Genomic DNA, 17,271 nt, shown 5'->3' with positions numbered 1-17,271 from the left:
TGGCGAAGCAAAGAAAAGTGAGGCGCAACGGGGCGCCCCCCGGTTTCAAAAGACGCGCCGCAGGCTCAAGCGGTTAAAGGTTTGTTCAGCGCAAGCTGAACATCAAAACATGCGCCGCAGGCAAAGCGGTTAAAGGTTTACCAAGCACCACCCAAACAACAAAACACGCGCCACAAACAAAGCACCAAAAAACAGTCCCATTTCAGCATCAGCTTCACATATCGGCTTCAGCCAAAGTGTTCCACCCACCAACCCGCCCTGCATCAAGGACACCCAAGAGAAATGAAGCCGCATCAGGTTTCCGCCGCCAAAACAGAAACCCTCTTCAGGAGGGAAATCGCTCGCTTCAACGATAGCCACCCGGAATCACTCCGCCAGCATCGCCAGGCCAGCAAACACTTTCTCTATGGCGTCCCTCTGCACTGGATGCACGACTGGCCCAGCCCGTCGCCGCTGTTTCTGCGCCACGCACAAGGCTCGCGACTGCAATGCGTGGATGGCCTCGACTACGATGATTTCTGCCTTGGCGACACCGGCGCCATGTTCGGGCACGCGCCACCTGCCGTGGCCGACGCCATTAATCTGCGCAGCGGCTACACCGCCATGCTGCCGTCCGCGCTCACCGCGCATATCGGCGAAAAACTCAGCCGCCTGTTCGGCTTGCCCATGTGGCAACTGGCCACCACCGCCAGCGACGCCAACCGCTTTGTCATCCGTTGGGCGCGCGCCATCACCGGCCGCAACAAAATCCTCGTGTTTGATGGCTGCTACCACGGCACCGTCGATGACACCTTGGTCGACTGCATAGACGGCCGCACCGTGGCCCGCGCCAGCTTGCTTGGCCAGGCGAGCGACCTGACGCAAAACACCATCAGCATCCCGTTCAACAACCTCGACGCGCTCGAAACCGCACTGGCTGGCAACGACATCGCGCTGGTGCTGACCGAACCCGCGCTGACCAACTGCGGCATGGTGCTGCCGCAACCGGGCTTTCTTGAAGGACTGCGCGCTGCCAGCAAAGCGCGTGGCACCTTGCTGGCCTTTGATGAGACGCACACGCTTTCCACCGCCTGGGGCGGCTACACCCGTGCTTGCGGGATCCAGCCTGACTGGCTGATTGCAGGCAAAGCCATCGCAGGCGGCGTGCCGTGTGCGGTGTATGGTTTCAGCGCCGAGATCGCCCAACGCATGCGCGATGCCAAGGCGCAGGCGGCGCCGGGCCACTCCGGTATCGGCACCACCCTGGCGGGCGGTGAACTGGCCATGCAGGCGCTGGCCGCCTGCCTTGAACACGTTAATACCCCGGCCGCCTATGAGCATGCCATCGGCGTTGCGCAAGGCCTGGCGCAAGGGCTGGAAGAAATCGTGCGCGGGCAGGGACTGCCGTGGTGTGTCACGCGCCTGGGCGCGCGGCTGGAACTGCAGTTTTGCGCGCAACCACCGCACGATGCCTGCGCCGCCGCCCACGCAGCCGACGACGCCCTCGCCGCCGCGCTGCATCTGGGACTGCTCAACCGTGGTTCGCTGCTCACGCCGTTCCACAACATGATGCTGGCCGGACCTACCACCGATCACGGCCAGGTGGCGCGCTTGCTGGCGCACTTTGCTGATCTGTTAACGAAGCTTGCATGAAGCCGCATCCGTCGCCGTGGCCCGCACTGGTGATCCAGTTTTCGCCCGATGATCGCGCCGCCTTTCTTGGCCAGTGGCTGACCCAACAGCGCCAACCGTGGCAACTGGTTGATACCTCGCGCGGCGATCCAGTGCCCTCGCTCACGGGTTTTGGGGGCGTGGCCTTGCTCGGCGGCAGCATGAGCGCTTACGACGATTTCCCCGCCCGCGCGCCGGTTGAAGCGCTGATCCGCGCGGCGGTGCAGCAGGATGTGCCGGTGCTCGGGCATTGCCTGGGCGGCCAGTTGCTGGCGCAGGCGCTGGGCGGCACGGTGGCGCGCGGGCCGCAGCCGGAAATCGGTTGGCATCCGGTCGATTTCAACGGTCATCCGCTCGGGCATCACTGGTTTGGCACCCCGCAACATCCCACCCTGATGCATTGGCATTACGATGGTTTTACCGTACCGCCCGGCGCGACGCCGCTGGCGAGTAGCAGCCAGTGCAGTTGCCAGGCGTTTGCCTTCGGAAATATCCATCTGGGCATGCAGTTTCATATCGAAGTCGACCGCGCCAAAGTTGAAGAATGGCTGATTACTTGTGCGGCCGAAGTGCTGGCCCATCCATCGATCGACACCGTACAAACCCTGGCCGAAATCCGCGCCGGGATCGACCACCACATCGTCGCCAGCCAGGCACTGGCGGCGCATGTTTACACACGCTGGCTGCATCAATTCCGCCGCGCTCACGCAATCTGGCAACAGGCAAACACACATCATGGCTGATTACGAATTCGCATATATGTCGTCGTCCACCTTTATGGGCGCGCCCAGGCTTAAAGACGCGCCGGAACGGCCATTCGGCATCGCGGGCATCCCCTACGATGGCGCGGTCACCAACCGCCCCGGCGCGCGCTTTGGTCCCGAGGCCATCCGGCGCGCCAGCCTGATGTTGTGCGATGCCACCCATGCGCATTTTGATTTGTCGCCGCTGGCGCATCTGGCTGACGCCGGCGATTTGCGCGCGCCCAATACGTCGATTGAAGCGATGCGCACCAGCGTGGAGCCGCAGATAGAGCAACTGATCGCCGAGCGCCAGATGTGCTGGCTGGGGGGTGATCACTCGATTACCTTGCCGCTGCTGCGCGCCTATCGCAAACGCTATGGCAAGCCGCTGGCGCTGCTGCATTTCGACGCGCATTGCGATACCTGGACCGACCATTTTGGCGAGACCTCGGGCCATGGCACCTGGGTGTACGAAGCCATTACCGAAGGCCTGGTTGACCCCAAGGCCACGGTCCAGATCGGCATTCGTTCGGCCGGCGATCGGGCGGCCCGCGAATACGTCAACTTGATGGGGGGCAAGGTCTGGACCGCCCGCATGCTGCGTGGCCTGGAAAACCCGACGCAACTGGCACCGCTACTCGACGACATCCGCCAGCGTTTTGCCGGGCACGATGCGCTGTATCTCAGCTTCGATATCGACTGCCTTGACCCGGCCTACGCCCCCGGCACCGGTACCCCCGAACCCGGCGGCCTGACCTCCAATCAAGTGCTGACCATCCTGGAAGAGCTGTGCGATTTGCCGTGGGTAGGCATGGATTGCGTCGAAGTGGCTCCGGTTTATGACCATGCCGAACTGACCGTCAATATGGCCTCGCATCTGGTCTGGACCTGGCTGGCCGGCCGCGCGCATCAATGCGCTCAACTCAAATCAGGCGAAGCAAAGCCATGAACTCACGTGAAGCCGCAATGGTGGCGCATTCCTGGTACGAAGCCAGTGTGACGCGCCCGCCCGCAGATGCGCCCTTGCTGGGGGCGCTGGATGTGGATGTCTGTATTGTTGGCGCCGGTTATAGCGGCTTGTCGGCGGCGCTGGCGTTACGCCAGCGCGGGTTCAGCGTGGCCGTGCTCGAGGCCGAACAAGTGGCGTGGGGCGCCTCGGGCCGCAACGGCGGGCAAGTGTTGGTTGGTTTTGCCAATGACGATACCGTGCTGCAACAACTGGGCCCGGCAGCGGCACGACAGGCGTGGGATATCTCGGTGGCAGGGGTGCGCTTGCTGCATCAACGCGTGGCGCAATACGGCATTGATTGCGATCTGGTGCGTGGCTATCTGCACGTGGCCACCAGCGCGCGTAAAGCCGATGGGTTGCGCCAGTGGACGGCGCAAATGCGTGATGTGTTCGGTTACGACCAGATCAGCGATATCGCCCCCAGCGACGTGCGTGGCTGGATCGATAGCCCGCGTTATGTCGGCGCGGCGCACGACGCGCTGTCCGGCCATATTCATCCGCTCAGATACGCGCTGGGTCTGGCCGAGGCCGCGCGCCAGGCCGGGGCCCGCCTGTATGCCCACAGCCCGGTCATTCGGGTTGAACACGGGCCGATGGTCACCGTGCATACCGCGCAAGGTCGCGTGCGCAGCCGCTTTGCGCTGATTGCCGCCAATGCCTACGTCGGCCAGCTGCTGGGCAAGACTGGCGCACGCATCATGCCGGTACGCTCTTTCATCATTGCCACCGAACCGCTGCCGCCGGAACAAGCGCAAGCGCTGATCCGTGACCGCGCCGCAGTGTGCGATACCAATTTCATGATTGATTATTTCCGCCTTAGCGCCGACGGCCGCGTGCTGTTCGGCGGCCGCGTCACCAGCGGCAATGCCGCGCCGGAAGCCTTGATTCCATCACTGCGCGCGCGCCTGGCAGGGGTGTTTCCGCAACTGGCCCAGGTGCAGATTAGCCATGCCTGGGGCGGCCTGGTTGACGTCACCATGAACCGCGCCCCGGACTTCGGCCGCATTGCGTCCAATGTGTATTACCTGCAAGGCTTCTGCGGCCACGGCGTGGCGCTTACCGGCATGGCGGGCCAGATGGTGGCCGAGGCGATTGCCGGCCAGGCCGAACAGTTCGACCTGTTCGCCCGCCTGCAACACCATCGCTACCCGGGCGGGCCGGGCCTGCACAGCACCTGGCTGCGTCTGGGCGTGGCGTATAACCAGCTCAAGGAGCTGGTCTAGCCGGTGGCGCGTTCTTCAAACTCGCCACTGTTCTCCGGCACTGCGCCGCTGATATCCAGCCGTGTGACGTCGGCCAGTTCCGGGCCACGGCTGGCCCAGTCCACCATTTCGTCGACCGCATCTGCGGGGCCTTCGACCAGGATTTCCACACTGCCATCCTGACGATTGCGCACCCAGCCGCCCAGACCCAGGCGTTTGGCCTCCAGGCAAGTGGCATACCGGAACCCCACGCCCTGCACCCGACCGTGGACTACCAGTCGCTTGGCTATGCTCATGCTGCCTGCCTCCGTCAACGCTTGCGCTCAGTGCGGATAGTGCCCATGCATCAGGCCCAGTACCCCCATCACGATCAGGTAGATGGCCACGATGTAGTTGAGCAGGCGCGGCATGATCAAGATCAGGATGCCGGCAATCAACGAAGCGACAGGGCCAAAATACAGCTGGATATCCATCTACAACTCCTGGGCGTGTAACGGTTTATATAAGTCACGGCGTAGCCTGCCACAAGCGCGGGCGCGCCGCCCAGCGGATGGCGGGTGCGCGGGTGCGTCAGCGTACCGCTGATACCGATGCGCCGGGCGCGGCATTTTTTATGCTGGTAGAATGCCGCCCGTGCAAGGTGCCTGTGCGAACAGGTGAAACGGGAATCAGGTGTCCAGTCCTGAGCTGCCCCCGCAACGGTAAGCCGCGTCGAACGAACCCCATAACGCCACTGACTTCAGCACATGAAGCCGGGAAGGCGGGTTCTGGAGCGGTTAGCCCGGAGACCGGCCTTGTACCCGGCGAGTCCACGCTCGCCGGTTTGCTCGCCAGCCATGGCGGGCACCAGGCGGAAGGCGCGGGGTGCGGCCGGACGATGTTCCCGGCGCGCGGCCTTTGCTGTGCTGCTGCCGTAATGTCGTGTCTTCCGGAATAAAAACGCGGTTTGCGTGGGGCAAACCGCAGAAGACAAGACAGCCAGCCATGAAAAAAAACCAATCCCGTTCTGCATTCCGTGCGTTCTGTGCCACGCCGCTTACGCTGGCACTCTGGGCCGCCATCGCCCACGCGCAAGATTCCACCACGGTCGAACCCGTGGTAGTCACCGCCACCCGCACGGCCAGTGCGCAAGACAGTTTGTCCAGCGACACCAGCGTTATTACCGCCGCCCAACTGGCCGCGACCAACGCGCAAACGCTGGGTGAAGCGCTGGCGAGTGTGCCGGGTGTGCAGTTCAGCCGCGCTGGCGGCCAGGGCCAACCGGCCAGTTTGTATATCCGCGGCGCCAACGCCAATCAGACGCTGGTGCTGGTGGACGGCCTGCGCATCGGCTCGGCCACGCTGGGCGGCACCTCGTTTGATTTGCTGCCGATTGCCATGATCGACCATATCGAAATCCTGCGCGGCCCGGCCTCTGGCCTGTACGGCTCCGACGCCGTGGGCGGCGTGGTACAGATTTTTACCAAACGGGGCAAAGGCAGCTCGCACGTGTATGCCAGCGTGGGCTATGGCACCGACCGCACTACCAGTGAAACCGCCGGCCTGAGCAGCAGCAGCGAAGACAATCGCTTCAGCTTTGATTTTGGCCACAAGCAAAGCCAGGGTTTTAACGTTACCAAGCCATCCAGCACCTTTTATTACGAAGGCGATCGCGATGGCTACAAGCAAACCTCGGGCAGCTTTGATCTGGCGCATTTCTTTGATGCCAGCAACGAGCTGGGCGTGCGCGGTTACTGGATCCAGAGCGACACCGCCTTTGACGCCGGTGGTTTTCCGGTTAACCCGTGGACGCGTGAAACCCAGAGCAATCTGGCACTGTACAGCCGCAACCAGATCACCAGCAGCTGGCTGAGCGATCTAACCCTCGGCCAGTCGCACGATCAGTCGCATGCCGACGCGCTCGACTACAGCACTTATCTGCCCTACACCAGCCGTTTTGATACGCGCCAGAAGCAAGTGAACTGGAGCAACACGGTAACCAGCAGCATCGGCAAGTGGTTGTTGGGGCTGGATTATCTGGACGAAAGCGTCAGCAGCACCACCACCTATACCGTGGACAGCCGCAATACCAAAGCCGGGCTGCTGGGGTGGCAGAACGACTTTGGCGCCAACCATCTGCAGGCCAATCTGCGCGTCGAAAACAACTCGCAATTCGGCAGCCAGACCACCGGCAATATCGGCTATTTGCTGCATCTGAACCAGGCCTGGCAGTTCACCGCCAATGCGGGCACCAGCTTCCATGCGCCCACGTTCAATGATCTGTATTACGACTGCGGCTACGTTTGCGCCAACCCCAACCTGCAAGCCGAGAAGGGCCGTGCCTTTGATCTGGGTTTGCGCTGGCAGGCGGGCAACTTTAATACCTCGCTGGTCGGCTTTGAAAACCGCATCCGCAATCTGATCGTGCTGGATGCCAGCAACAACTATCTGCCCGAGAACCTGAACGAGGCGAAGATCGAAGGCCTGACCCTGGCCACGCAAGGCACGCTGGGTGGCTACGAGCTGGCCGGCAGCGTAACGCGGCAAAACCCGTTTGATGACGCCACCGGCCATGTGCTGCCGCGTCGCGCCAAAATCCTGGGCGAATTGAGCGTGGCGCAGAGCGTGGGCCAATGGCGCTGGAATGCCGCAATGAACGCGGCGGGCCGTCGGTATGACGACCTGGCTAACCAGAATGTAATGGGTGGCTATGCGGCGTTTGATCTGGGTCTGGATTACAAGCTGACCAAAACCTGGAAAGCGGGCTTGCGCCTGAATAACGCGTTTGATCGCGATTACGAACTGGTGCGCGATTACAACATCCAGGGCCGTGCCTGGTTTGTCACTTTGTCGTACGATGGCGCGGGTCTGTAACGCCGTGCATGTAGCAGTTTGACGTCTATGGCGGTGCCCACCTTTACGCTGGGCCCGTCGTTGCTTTTGCCACATCGCCCGGAGTGTCCCCACACCATGTCAGAGACTTTGATGCATTTTGATATCGCACCGCTCGACCCCGAACTCGGCCGCGCCTTGCAACATAAACTGGACCGCAAAACCAAGCCGCTGGGCAGCTTGGGCATGCTGGAAATCGTTGCGCAAAAAATCGGCCAGATCCAGCAGCGCATGGACCCGCATATAGCCTTTCCGGCCATGCTGATTTTTGCCGCCGACCACGGTCTGGCCCGCAACGGCGTCAGCCCGTTTCCCAGCGAAGTGACTGCGCAAATGGTGCAGAACTTTCTGGCGGGCGGCGCCGCCATCAGCGTGCTGTGTCGCGCGCATGGCATGAGCTTGCGCATTATCAACGCGGGCGTTAACGCCAGCTTTGCGCCGCACGCCTTGCTGATCGATTGCCCGCTGGCACGCGGCACCGCCAATAGCCTGGAAGGCCCGGCCATGACACTGGGCCAGGTTTATATCGCCATCGAAACCGGCGCCGCGGTGCTGGCAGAGCGCGCGCAGTTAGGCGCAACACTGATCGGCCTTGGCGAGATGGGCATAGGCAATACCTCGGCCGCCGCCTTGCTGATGGCGCGCCTGACCGGCGAGCCGATTGCACGTTGTGCCGGGCGTGGCACTGGCCTGGATGATGCGGGCCTGGCGCGCAAAGTGGCCATTCTGCAGCAAGTGCTGGACAAGCACGCCAGCGTGACCGAACCGCTGGAGGTGCTGGCGGCCATGGGCGGCTTCGAGATTGCCATGATGGTCGGCGCCTATCTGGCGGCCGCCGCCCGCCGCGTGGTGATACTGGTCGACGGCTTTATCGCCACCGCCGCCTTGCTGGTGGCCAGCCGCATCAATCCCACGGTGTTGGAATACTGCATCTTCAGCCATTGCTCGGATGAATCCGGTCATGCCTTGCTGCTGCAGCATCTGGGCGCCAAAGCCATGCTCAAGCTCGATCTGCGCCTGGGTGAGGGCAGCGGGGCGGCGCTGGCGTTGCCCTTGGTGCAAGCCGCCTGCAAATTGCTGAACGAAATGGCTTCGTTTGACGAGGCCGGTGTCAGCGAACCCGACGGTGCGTGACCAGCTGCGCGTGTTTTTTTGCGCGCTGGGTTATTTCACGCGCATTCCGATCCCGGCCTGGGTGGGTTACCAGGCCGGCGATCTGGACCGCGCGGCCCGCTATTTTCCGCTGGTGGGCGGGCTGGTCGGGCTGATTGCAGCCGTGGTGTTTGGCCTGGCGCACTGGCTGTGGCCGTTGCGCGTGGCTCTGCTGCTTAGCACGCTGGCGACGGTGTATCTAACCGGCGCTTTCCATGAGGATGGCCTGGCGGATTCGGTCGATGGCCTGGGTGGCGGCTATGAACGCCATCGCGTGCTGGAAATCATGCATGACTCGCGCATAGGCAGCTTTGGCGCAATGGCTTTGTTGTTAGCGCTGGCCATCAAGATTGAAAGTCTGGCAGCGTTGCCGCCTGGGCTGATCCCGGCCGTGTTGCTGGCGGTACATGCCGGTAGCAGGCTGGTGGCCGTCAGTTTGCTGGTGACGCTCGATTACGTGCGGCCGGAAGGCAAAGCCAAGCCGGTGGCCACGCGGCTGAGCGGCGGCGGTTTGCTGCTGGCGCTGGGGTGCGGCTTGCTACCGCTGGCTTTGCTGCCATGGCGCTGCGCTGTGCTGATCCTGTTGGTGTGGCTGGCGCTGCGCTGGGCGATGGCGCGTTATCTGCTGCGTCGTCTGGGCGGTTATACCGGCGATACCCTGGGCATGACGCAGCAACTGGCCGAACTGGCGGGCTATCTGGTGTGCGCGGCATGCGTTTATACCTCGTTCGCCATCTAGCGGTGCCCGCCGGGGCGGGCATTTGTTATGGTCGCCTCGACCTGCCCGCAGTGGCGCCCAGTGCCACGCAACTGGCCGATCTGCGCACCGTTTTGCCCAACGCTGCGCGCTGGTTTTCCAGCCCGGCGCAGCGTTGTCTGAGCCTGGCCCACGCCCTGCATGCCGCCCCGCACATCGAACCCGCATTGCAAGAACTTGACTTCGGCCAATGGGAAGCTTGCGCGTGGTCAAACATTGGTGCGGCGGCGTTGGATGCCTGGATAAGTGCTGGCTATGATGGCGCAGCGCATGGCGGAGAAAGTCTGACTGCCCTGCAGCAACGCGTGTGGCATTGGGCAGACGCTCTGGCTACGCAACAGGCAGCCGCACAAGCGGTGGTCGCCATCACCCACGCAGGTGTGATCCGCGCCTTATGGTCACGGACGCAGCCCTTTGAAGCCTGCTTGCGCCGCGCGGTACCGCACGGCGAACTGATCGTGCAGGACTGGCCACCGGCCGGGCTGCCGCCGGGATAAACCATGCAAAAGACGTTTTTGTTGGGAGGGGCGCGCTCAGGCAAAAGCGCGCTGGCCGAGACCATTGCACTGCGCAGCGGCCGCCGCGTTACCTATATTGCCACCGCGCAATGCACGGCTGACGACAGCGAGATGACGCACCGCATCGCGCAACATCAAGCGCGGCGCCCGGCGCACTGGCACACGCTGGAGCCTGCCGATCTGCCTGATGCCATCGCCAGCGAATGCATTCCGGGCGGACTGGTGCTGGTCGATTGCCTGACGGTATGGCTGGCCCAGCAATTATTTCCGCCCGGTCACACCTTTGCGCCGGACCAGCCGTATCACCCGCCGCTTGAGTGGCAGCGCGAGCGTGAACGCTTGCTCGAAGCCATTGCCCGCGCCCACGGCGATCTATTGCTGGTCAGCAACGAGGTCGGCCAGGGCATCGTGCCTATGGGGGCTGGCAACCGCGCCTATGTGGACCACGCCGGCTGGTTGCATCAGGCTGTGGCGCAGCGTTGCGACAATGTGCTGTTTGTGGCGGCTGGCTTGGCGCTGCCGCTCAAAGGCGTTAATCCGGTCAGTATTTCAATCTGAAATTCGCTTGTGGATCATCAGGGTCGATTTCATCACCCTGATTGATCTTTCCAATATCTTTTTAATTGATCGTTATTTATCGGGCGGCGCAATAATTGCGATTCGTCTCATCCAGACACGTCCCGCTCTTGCGTAAATTCTGCAGCGCACCACGAATAAAACCCCAAGGTTTACGGATTGGCGTTATGCAATCCCGATTGACCCTGTTCACGCTAACCCATCAGGGAGGCCGTCATGTTTATTCAGCGTCTGCTTGTTTGCTCCGCCCTTGGTTTACCCACTGCCGCATTTGCCGTCAGTAATAACACCCTGCAATTCCTCGGGGAAATTACCAGCCAGACTTGCGAAGTTACTGTTAATGGCAACAAGAATCTGCCCGTTGTGCTGTTGCCCACGGTCCAGGCCAGCAAGATGGCCTCCGCCAACGCCGCAGCGGGGCGCACCGAATTCACGCTTGAAGTCAAAGGCTGCACCAGTGCCAGCGCCAGCACCAGCACGGTCGTTAAAACCATTTTTATTGCCACCACCCCCGATGCGGGCGGCCGTATGACCAATACCGGTAGTGCCGGCAATGTCAGCCTGCGCATTGTTGATCCGCAGGATAGCTACAAGGAGGTGCCGCTCACGGGTGGCGGCGAAACCGGCCTGACCCTGGCGGCTGGCGCGGCCGACGGCGTACGCAAATACGCGGTTGAATATGTGGCCGATGCGCAAGTGACTGCCGGTACGGTGACCGGCGCTGTGCAATATGCAATTTCTTACCAGTAGACCCGGGCGCAACCGGCTGGCGGCCCTCTGCCTGAGCGTCGCCATGCCGGTCTGGGGCGGGGTCACTTTACCGAATACGCGGGTAATTTATCCAGGCGGCGCGGCGGCCCATACCGTGCAGGTCAGTAATTCCAGCGATAGCCCCTATGTGGTGCAGATATGGGCGGATATTGCTAATCCGCTTTCGACACCCGAGCAAGCGGATGCACCTTTTTTAATTTCTCCGGCTTTATTCCGGATTGATCCGGACGGCGGCCAGAGTGTGCGTATTGTTTATTCCGGCGATATTGCACAATTACCCGCCGATAAAGAAACAATATTTTATCTGAATATGGTGCAAACGCCGCCGCGCAATTCGGCATTGGCCGGGCAGAACCAACTTAAAGTGATATTGCGCGACCGACTTAAATTATTTTATCGGCCCGCCACCATTAAAGGAACGCCGACCGAATTGCCGCAACGTCTGCAATTCCGCTTTAAAGCGCCCGATCAATTGCTGGTCACCAATACCAGCCCCTGGTTTGCCTCAGTGGTCAAGGCTCGCGTGCAATTGGCCGGGCAATGGCAGGAACTGGATCTGGACATGATTGCCCCGGGCGCCAGCCGGAGCTGGCGCTGGCCGCTCGCCGTTTCAGCGCTGCCGCTGCCTTTGCATTTTTCTTTGATCAACGACTATGGCGGTATCACCGAAGCACAAACCACGCTCAGCATTGCTGTGCCGAAGGCGGATCTGCTTGAGTCTGGGGCTGGGTTTGATCATGGGCCTTAGTCGCGCCGACATGCCCGGCACCGTTGAATTTGATGCCGAGATGCTGGTGGGCAAAGCCATTCCTGCCAGCAGCCTGGCGCGCCTGGGTAAAAGCGCGCAGGCAGCGCCCGGCCCTTATGAAGTCGACGTGTTTTTAAACCAGCGCTTTGTGCGGCGCACGCTGCTTGACTTCGCGCTGGATGCGCAAGAGTCACTCAGCGCTTGTCTGTCCGCCGCGCTGTTGCATGAGGCGGGCATCCAGCTCACGCCCGCCGACGTGGCCAGCGGCGACTGTCGGCCGATCGGCTTATGGATAGCCGCGGCCAGCGCCCGCTTTGACAGTGGCCGCTTGCGGCTAGACCTGTCGGTGCCGCAAAGCGCGCTGATTCCGCAGCGCTCCGGCGCGGTTGCGCTGGAGGAACTCGACGCCGGCGAGACCATGGCGTTTATCAATTACGACGCCAGCGCGTATTGGTCCATGGCAGGCCGTACGCGGGCCCCTGAACTGTTTGCCAGCCTGCAATACGGCGGCAACCTGGGTCTGTGGCAGTTGCGCCAGCAAGCCAGCGCCAGGGGGGCGGGCAGCCAGTTACAGTGGCAAGCCAGTCGCAGCTGGCTACAACGACCCTTGCCGCAGTGGCAAAGCCAGCTGGTGTTGGGCGATGCCGCCACGCCCGGCAATCTGTTTGGCAGCGCCATGCTGCGGGGCGTGCAGATGGCGACCGATGAACGCATGCTGCCCGACGGCTTGCGCGGCTATGCGCCGACCGTACGCGGTATCGCGGCCAGCAATGCGCGCGTTACTTTGCGCCAGGATGGCAATGTGCTGTACCAGACCACCGTCGCGCCCGGCGCCTTTGTCATCGACGATCTGTACCCAGCGGGCGTTAACAGCGATCTGCAGGTCGAGGTGGCCGAAGCAGACGGGAGCTCGCAGCACTACAGCCTGCCCTATATCGCCTTGCCGCAATCATTACGCCCAGGCCAGCACCGGCTGGCCTGGGCGCTTGGCGTGCTGCCGGAATATGGCAACGCCCCCCTCGGACAGCTTGAGCTGCAAGCCGGTATCAGCAATGCCTTGAGCCTGCGTGGCGGCCTGCGCGGTGCGCGGGATTACGGCGCGATTGCAGGGGGCATGGTCTGGGCCAGCACGCTGGGCGCGCTCGGGCTCGATCTATTACTGGCGCAAGGGCAGGGCAGCGCTGCCAACTGGCAATGGTCGGTGCGCTGGAGCCAGCGTTTGTCCGGTTCCGATACCCGTCTCGGGGCCGAGCTGACCCAACGGCACGCAGGCTGTATCGACTTTGCCGAGACGCAGCGGGCCAGCCGCCTTGCTTGCGCCGGCGCGACGCGGCTATGGTCTGTGAGTGGCGGCCAGACGCTAGGGCGCTGGGGCCAGCTATTTGTCGCGGCGCTATCCCGCCAGAGCGACGCCAGGCGTGCTCACGAAATCCAGGCCAGCCATAGCGTGGTGTGGGCGGGACTGGCGTTTACGGCTGCGCTGTCACGGCAACGCCATACGGGTGGCGGCAGCGAGCACGCGCCGGCCCGCACCAGCGTATTGCTCTCGCTCGCGGGCCTATGGGGTGGCGTGAATACGGGCGGCAATCTCAGCCAGCACAGTGGCAGTCCGGCGCGCATGCAAGCCACGTTGAGCGGGAGTGCCACGCCACGCAGTCATTACGGCGCGGTGCTGACGCAAGAGCGCGGCGGCAGTGGCGCGCTTGATCTGAATCTGCAAACCAACCTGCCCGCATTAGCGCTGGGGGTCAGTGCGGGCGCTGGCCCGGGCTATCGCCAGGCGGGTTCGAGCGTACGCGGCGCGTGGGTGGCGCACGCTGGCGGCGTAACCGCCGGGCCGTGGCTGTCCGATACCTTTGGTATCGTCGCCGCGCCCGGTGCGCGCGGTGCCGACGTTCGTGATGGCGCTGGCGCGGTGGTCGATCGCGCCGGTTATGCGCTGATTGCCGCGCTGCAACCGTATCGCTACAACGAAGTGACGCTGGGCACGCTCACGCTAGACCCCGCCATCGAGCTGTTATCCAGCCAGCAGCGGGTGGCACCGTATGCGGGGGCCGCGCCGCGTCTGCAATTCAAAACCCGGCACGGGCGCGCGGTGCTGCTCCGGCTGACGCGCGACGATGGGGCTGCTTTGCCCTTTGGCGCCGATGTCTATGCCGGGGATGGCCAGTTGCTTGGCCTGGTCGGGCAACAAAGCCAGCTCTATGCGCGCGTGCCCGCTGCAACGCGTGAGCTGCACGTGCGCTGGGGTGACAGCGCCAGCGCGCAATGCCAAGTGACCTTGCCTGAGCCTGTGCCAGGCAAGGAAGCGGTCGCGCAGCGCGCAGTTTGCCGTATGCGGCAGGCGGTGCAGCCTTGAAACTGTCTTACCTTATCGGCCTGGTGGCCTGCGCGCTGCGGCTTGGAGAGGTGCAGGCCGCGTGTGTCCGCGTCAGTTATACCCGTTTGCCGTCGCCCAACGATCCGGCCTATGTCGATCCGGCCTACGGCCGCTTCGGCACCTGGTCCGGCGCCAGCAATGGCCAGGGGGGCAGTGGCTTGCCCGCCGTGATCAATATCGACGACGGTACGTTTCAGCCCACCGGCAGCCTGCTCGGGGTGGGCGTCAGTACTTTGGCCCAACTGGCGCGGCCAGCGCTGCATCCAGAACAGGTGCTGTACCGCTGCACGCCGGATGAGGCGGGCAAGCTGTATGAATTTTTTGCCACCAACGCGATACGCGACGACACCGGCGGCAAAGAGGAGGGCGCGACGGCGGGCCTGCCTGGTGCGTATCGCTCGGTAGTCGCTGATTTGTTATTGCGCATTACGCATCTGAACTCCGGGCACTATCTGACCTCGCGCTGGCAGCGCCATCCCTTGCAGCCCGACGTGGACGGGGCGGGCTATTTGCTGGTCAAGGCGCGGCATTTCAGCGCGCTGCAGGTGGAGGCCTTGCGCGCTGAGTATCTGCCAGGGCGTCGCGCGACCGGGCCGTGGCCGGTGGCCGCACCTGCCGGGTTTCTGGCGTTTCAGGGCGGTGGCATCAGTCCGGGTTTGCAGGTGGGCGATGACTCGGGCAGCAATCGCTCGGGTTGGTATCAGTCATGGCCTGGCGCCGTCAATATGTATGGTCAGGTCAGCCTGCGGCGCTCCGCCACCTGTTCGGTCAGCACGCAAGGGCAGCCTCTGCTGTTCAGCAGCCTCGGCCTGGCTGCGCTGGCGCAAGGCGCAAGCCGCAGCGTTACGCTCGAAGTGCAACTGGACTGCCGCAGCGGCGTGCTGGCGTCCAAAGACACCGCAGAAATGGTCAGCGGCGTGGGCGCGGGCGAAACCGCGCTCGGCTTTTTGCCTGCGGTGACCTTGAGCGTGCCCGGCGTTGATAGCACGCGTTTTTTGCTATCGGATGGCTATGGCAGCGATCCGGATATCGCCACCGGCGTCGGCATCCGGCTGGAGGACGCGCTGGGTCACCCCCTCACTTTATTAAGCAGCGCGGCGGTGGGCGGCGCGGGATGGTATCCGGCGCTGGAGCAAGGCGCGCCGGTCTATGCTGATTCGGGTATTCGGCGCTATCGCCGTAGCTTTACCGCCACGCTGCAAGCGCTGCCGGGACAGACGCCGCGGCCGGGTCGGGTGCGCACGCGTGCTTTTGTGTTGGTCAAGGTGCAATGAGCGGCGCGCTCAAGTGCTGGCTGCTGCTCGCGATCGGTTGCGCGGTGGCCTCGGCGGAGGGTCTAGGCATCAGCCGCACTCGCCTGGTGTACACGGTCGCTGGCCCGGCCATGCGCTTGCGCGTAGCGAATGATGAAGGCTGGCCCTTGTTGATAGAGGCCTGGATCGACCACGGCCAGGCTGGCGGTACGCCCGACACGGCGCTGGCGCCGCTGATGCCGGTGCCAGCGTTGTTCCGGCTGGGCCCAGGCGAAAGCCGCGAGCTGCAGCTGGTCGGCACCGCCGACGCGGCCGAGGTCGATCCAGACCGGGAAAGCCTGTTCTGGCTCAATCTGCATGCGGTGTCACCGCGCAGCACGCCGGGGGTGGCTGCCATCGAGCTGGCGACCCGCCTGCAAATCAAGGTGTTGTATCGTCCGGCCAGGCTGCCCGCGGTGGGCGACCTGGCGGCGCAACTCCAGCACATTGCGCAAGCGGGGGGCGTGCTGTTGCGCAATCCCACGCCGTTTTATATGCATCTCAGCGGCTGGCAGGCCCAAACCACCTTGCTGCCGCCGTTCAGCCAGCAGTGGCTGGCGTCACCGCCCGCAGGCGCGCAGCTCGGGTTGATCGACGATGACGGCATATGGCGGCCCTACACTGCGTCCATAGCCCGTCCGCCATCGCCTGGCGTCAAGCCGCCGTCGTTTCCAGCACCGGATGTACCCGCGCCAGCAGCGCCGCTTTCGCCTCAGCAAAATGATCGGTATTCGCCCACGCCGTTACCGTGATCTTGGCGCCGGTGTCGGTCAGTTCGCTCACCAGCACTTGCGGGGCGGGGTCATGCAGGATGTGATCGTCGTGCGAGACCAGGCCCTGCAGGTTCTGGATGGTGCGATCAACTTCCGCCGTCGGCACCGCTACGCTGGTTTCGATGCGGCGCGTGCCGTTGACGGTGTAATTGCTGACCGCATTGCTCCACAACTGGCTGTTGGGCACAAACATGCCGGCGCCATCACTGCGCGTCAGCCGGGTGTGGAACAGGTTGATTTCAACCACGGTGCCGGCGATGGCATTACCCACGCCTTCGATATAGTCGCCAACGCGAAACGGCCGCAGCAGCAGAATCATGAAACCGGCCGCAATATTCTGCAGCGTGCCTTGCAGCGCCAGGCCGATGGCCAGACCGGCCGCGCCCAGCGCCGCGATAATGCTGGCCGTGCGCACGCCAAAGCGTTCCAGCGCCGCGGCCAGGGCAATCACGCGCACCGCCCACATCAAGACATTCGCCAGCACCGGGCGGATGGTGGCATCGGCATGGGTGCGCGCCAGTGAGCGGTTAAGCCAGGCGTTGACACGGTTGGACAGCCACCAGCCAACCACCAGGATCAGCAAGGCAATGCCCACATTCACGCCAAAATCCATCAGGTTGGTGACCATCCAGTCATAAGCAGTATGAAATCGCTCCATCGGGTTACTCCATCGTCGGGTAGGGCTTGAGCAAAAAGAAGGGCACGGCCTACGCGCAAAGGCGTATTGGCTGGCAGCTTTACGCGCCGGTTTGTCTATCCTGATGAGGTCAGCAACAGCGGCGTGGCGCCAGGGCGTGCGCGGATCAGACCATTGTGCGGATGCCACATC

At 63.2% G+C, this 17,271-nt stretch carries 18 protein-coding genes and 1 riboswitch; of the genes, 14 read left to right on the top strand and 4 right to left on the bottom strand.

Annotated features, from left to right (window positions below):
• Nucleotides 1-129: 129 nt before the first annotated feature.
• Nucleotides 130-360, bottom strand: coding sequence for a hypothetical protein (locus tag ACYQ1A_RS19765; RefSeq protein ID WP_499365020.1), 231 nt, complete (start codon nucleotides 358-360; stop codon nucleotides 130-132).
• Between ACYQ1A_RS19765 and ACYQ1A_RS19760 the strand changes: the two genes are divergently transcribed.
• From ACYQ1A_RS19760 to ACYQ1A_RS19745, 4 genes are read left to right on the top strand one after another with little or no spacing between them, the layout of a single operon-like run.
• On the top strand, nucleotides 283-1,632 hold the full coding sequence (locus ACYQ1A_RS19760; protein WP_499365016.1) for a transaminase: 1,350 nt from the start codon (nucleotides 283-285) through the stop codon (nucleotides 1,630-1,632). The two genes, ACYQ1A_RS19765 and ACYQ1A_RS19760, sit on opposite strands and share 78 nt — an antisense overlap.
• Complete coding sequence (locus ACYQ1A_RS19755) at nucleotides 1,629-2,393, top strand: type 1 glutamine amidotransferase (protein ID WP_499365011.1); 765 nt, start codon at nucleotides 1,629-1,631, stop codon at nucleotides 2,391-2,393. Before ACYQ1A_RS19760 ends, ACYQ1A_RS19755 begins: the two co-directional genes overlap by 4 nt.
• Entirely contained in the window at nucleotides 2,386-3,342 is a 957-nt protein-coding gene (speB, locus tag ACYQ1A_RS19750) for an agmatinase (RefSeq protein ID WP_062225703.1), read from the top strand. The genes ACYQ1A_RS19755 and speB overlap by 8 nt, the downstream gene beginning before the upstream one ends.
• Nucleotides 3,339-4,625 carry an NAD(P)/FAD-dependent oxidoreductase gene (locus ACYQ1A_RS19745; RefSeq protein ID WP_499365007.1) on the top strand — a complete coding sequence of 429 codons (1,287 nt, stop codon included), beginning with the start codon at nucleotides 3,339-3,341 and terminating at the stop codon, nucleotides 4,623-4,625. The genes speB and ACYQ1A_RS19745 overlap by 4 nt, the downstream gene beginning before the upstream one ends.
• On the opposite strand, the gene ACYQ1A_RS19740 is transcribed toward ACYQ1A_RS19745, so the two are convergent.
• Complete coding sequence (locus ACYQ1A_RS19740) at nucleotides 4,622-4,900, bottom strand: acylphosphatase (RefSeq protein WP_499365002.1); 279 nt, start codon at nucleotides 4,898-4,900, stop codon at nucleotides 4,622-4,624. The genes ACYQ1A_RS19745 and ACYQ1A_RS19740 overlap by 4 nt on opposite strands.
• Before the next feature lie 27 nt (nucleotides 4,901-4,927).
• Nucleotides 4,928-5,077: a DUF3096 domain-containing protein gene (locus ACYQ1A_RS19735; RefSeq protein ID WP_499364997.1), complete on the bottom strand. Its 150-nt coding sequence runs from the start codon at nucleotides 5,075-5,077 to the stop codon at nucleotides 4,928-4,930.
• A 148-nt stretch (nucleotides 5,078-5,225) separates the two neighbouring features.
• A riboswitch (cobalamin riboswitch) is annotated at nucleotides 5,226-5,415 on the top strand.
• Nucleotides 5,416-5,588: 173 nt separating this feature from the next.
• Here ACYQ1A_RS19735 and ACYQ1A_RS19730 point away from each other — a divergent pair.
• The 10 genes from ACYQ1A_RS19730 (at nucleotide 5,589) to ACYQ1A_RS19685 (ending at nucleotide 16,421) form a co-directional block, all read left to right on the top strand.
• Complete coding sequence (locus ACYQ1A_RS19730; RefSeq protein ID WP_499364993.1) at nucleotides 5,589-7,457, top strand: TonB-dependent receptor domain-containing protein; 1,869 nt, start codon at nucleotides 5,589-5,591, stop codon at nucleotides 7,455-7,457.
• 96 nt (nucleotides 7,458-7,553) lie between these two features.
• Nucleotides 7,554-8,609 carry a nicotinate-nucleotide--dimethylbenzimidazole phosphoribosyltransferase gene (cobT, locus tag ACYQ1A_RS19725; protein ID WP_499364989.1) on the top strand — a complete coding sequence of 352 codons (1,056 nt, stop codon included), beginning with the start codon at nucleotides 7,554-7,556 and terminating at the stop codon, nucleotides 8,607-8,609.
• Nucleotides 8,602-9,366: an adenosylcobinamide-GDP ribazoletransferase gene (locus ACYQ1A_RS19720; RefSeq protein ID WP_062225071.1), complete on the top strand. Its 765-nt coding sequence runs from the start codon at nucleotides 8,602-8,604 to the stop codon at nucleotides 9,364-9,366. Before cobT ends, ACYQ1A_RS19720 begins: the two co-directional genes overlap by 8 nt.
• Entirely contained in the window at nucleotides 9,339-9,881 is a 543-nt protein-coding gene (locus ACYQ1A_RS19715) for a histidine phosphatase family protein (RefSeq protein ID WP_499364984.1), read from the top strand. Before ACYQ1A_RS19720 ends, ACYQ1A_RS19715 begins: the two co-directional genes overlap by 28 nt.
• A 3-nt stretch (nucleotides 9,882-9,884) precedes the next feature.
• On the top strand, nucleotides 9,885-10,460 hold the full coding sequence (gene cobU / locus ACYQ1A_RS19710; protein ID WP_499364982.1) for a bifunctional adenosylcobinamide kinase/adenosylcobinamide-phosphate guanylyltransferase: 576 nt from the start codon (nucleotides 9,885-9,887) through the stop codon (nucleotides 10,458-10,460).
• A gap of 234 nt (nucleotides 10,461-10,694) precedes the next feature.
• Nucleotides 10,695-11,228 (top strand): fimbrial protein, encoded by a 534-nt coding sequence (locus tag ACYQ1A_RS19705; RefSeq protein ID WP_062225074.1) that lies wholly within the window; start codon nucleotides 10,695-10,697, stop codon nucleotides 11,226-11,228.
• The gene (locus tag ACYQ1A_RS19700) at nucleotides 11,209-11,997 is read left to right on the top strand and encodes a fimbrial biogenesis chaperone (protein ID WP_499364978.1); all 789 of its coding nucleotides are present in this window, start codon (nucleotides 11,209-11,211) and stop codon (nucleotides 11,995-11,997) included. The genes ACYQ1A_RS19705 and ACYQ1A_RS19700 overlap by 20 nt, the downstream gene beginning before the upstream one ends.
• Nucleotides 11,963-14,356, top strand: a complete 2,394-nt coding sequence (locus tag ACYQ1A_RS19695; protein ID WP_499364975.1) for a fimbria/pilus outer membrane usher protein — start codon at nucleotides 11,963-11,965, stop codon at nucleotides 14,354-14,356. The genes ACYQ1A_RS19700 and ACYQ1A_RS19695 overlap by 35 nt, the downstream gene beginning before the upstream one ends.
• Nucleotides 14,353-15,651 carry a fimbrial protein gene (locus ACYQ1A_RS19690; protein ID WP_499364970.1) on the top strand — a complete coding sequence of 433 codons (1,299 nt, stop codon included), beginning with the start codon at nucleotides 14,353-14,355 and terminating at the stop codon, nucleotides 15,649-15,651. Before ACYQ1A_RS19695 ends, ACYQ1A_RS19690 begins: the two co-directional genes overlap by 4 nt.
• A complete protein-coding gene (locus tag ACYQ1A_RS19685; protein WP_499364966.1) occupies nucleotides 15,648-16,421 on the top strand; it encodes a fimbrial biogenesis chaperone in 774 nt (257 codons plus the stop codon). The genes ACYQ1A_RS19690 and ACYQ1A_RS19685 overlap by 4 nt, the downstream gene beginning before the upstream one ends.
• On the opposite strand, the gene ACYQ1A_RS19680 is transcribed toward ACYQ1A_RS19685, so the two are convergent.
• Nucleotides 16,324-17,100, bottom strand: a complete 777-nt coding sequence (locus ACYQ1A_RS19680) for a mechanosensitive ion channel family protein (RefSeq protein WP_499364963.1) — start codon at nucleotides 17,098-17,100, stop codon at nucleotides 16,324-16,326. The two genes, ACYQ1A_RS19685 and ACYQ1A_RS19680, sit on opposite strands and share 98 nt — an antisense overlap.
• Between the last annotated feature and the right edge of the window lie 171 nt (nucleotides 17,101-17,271).

The sequence above is a fragment of the Silvimonas sp. JCM 19000 genome, assembly GCF_054652575.1.
Note: the sequence above shows the minus strand (reverse complement) of the source record. Positions and strands in the feature narration are given on the sequence as shown.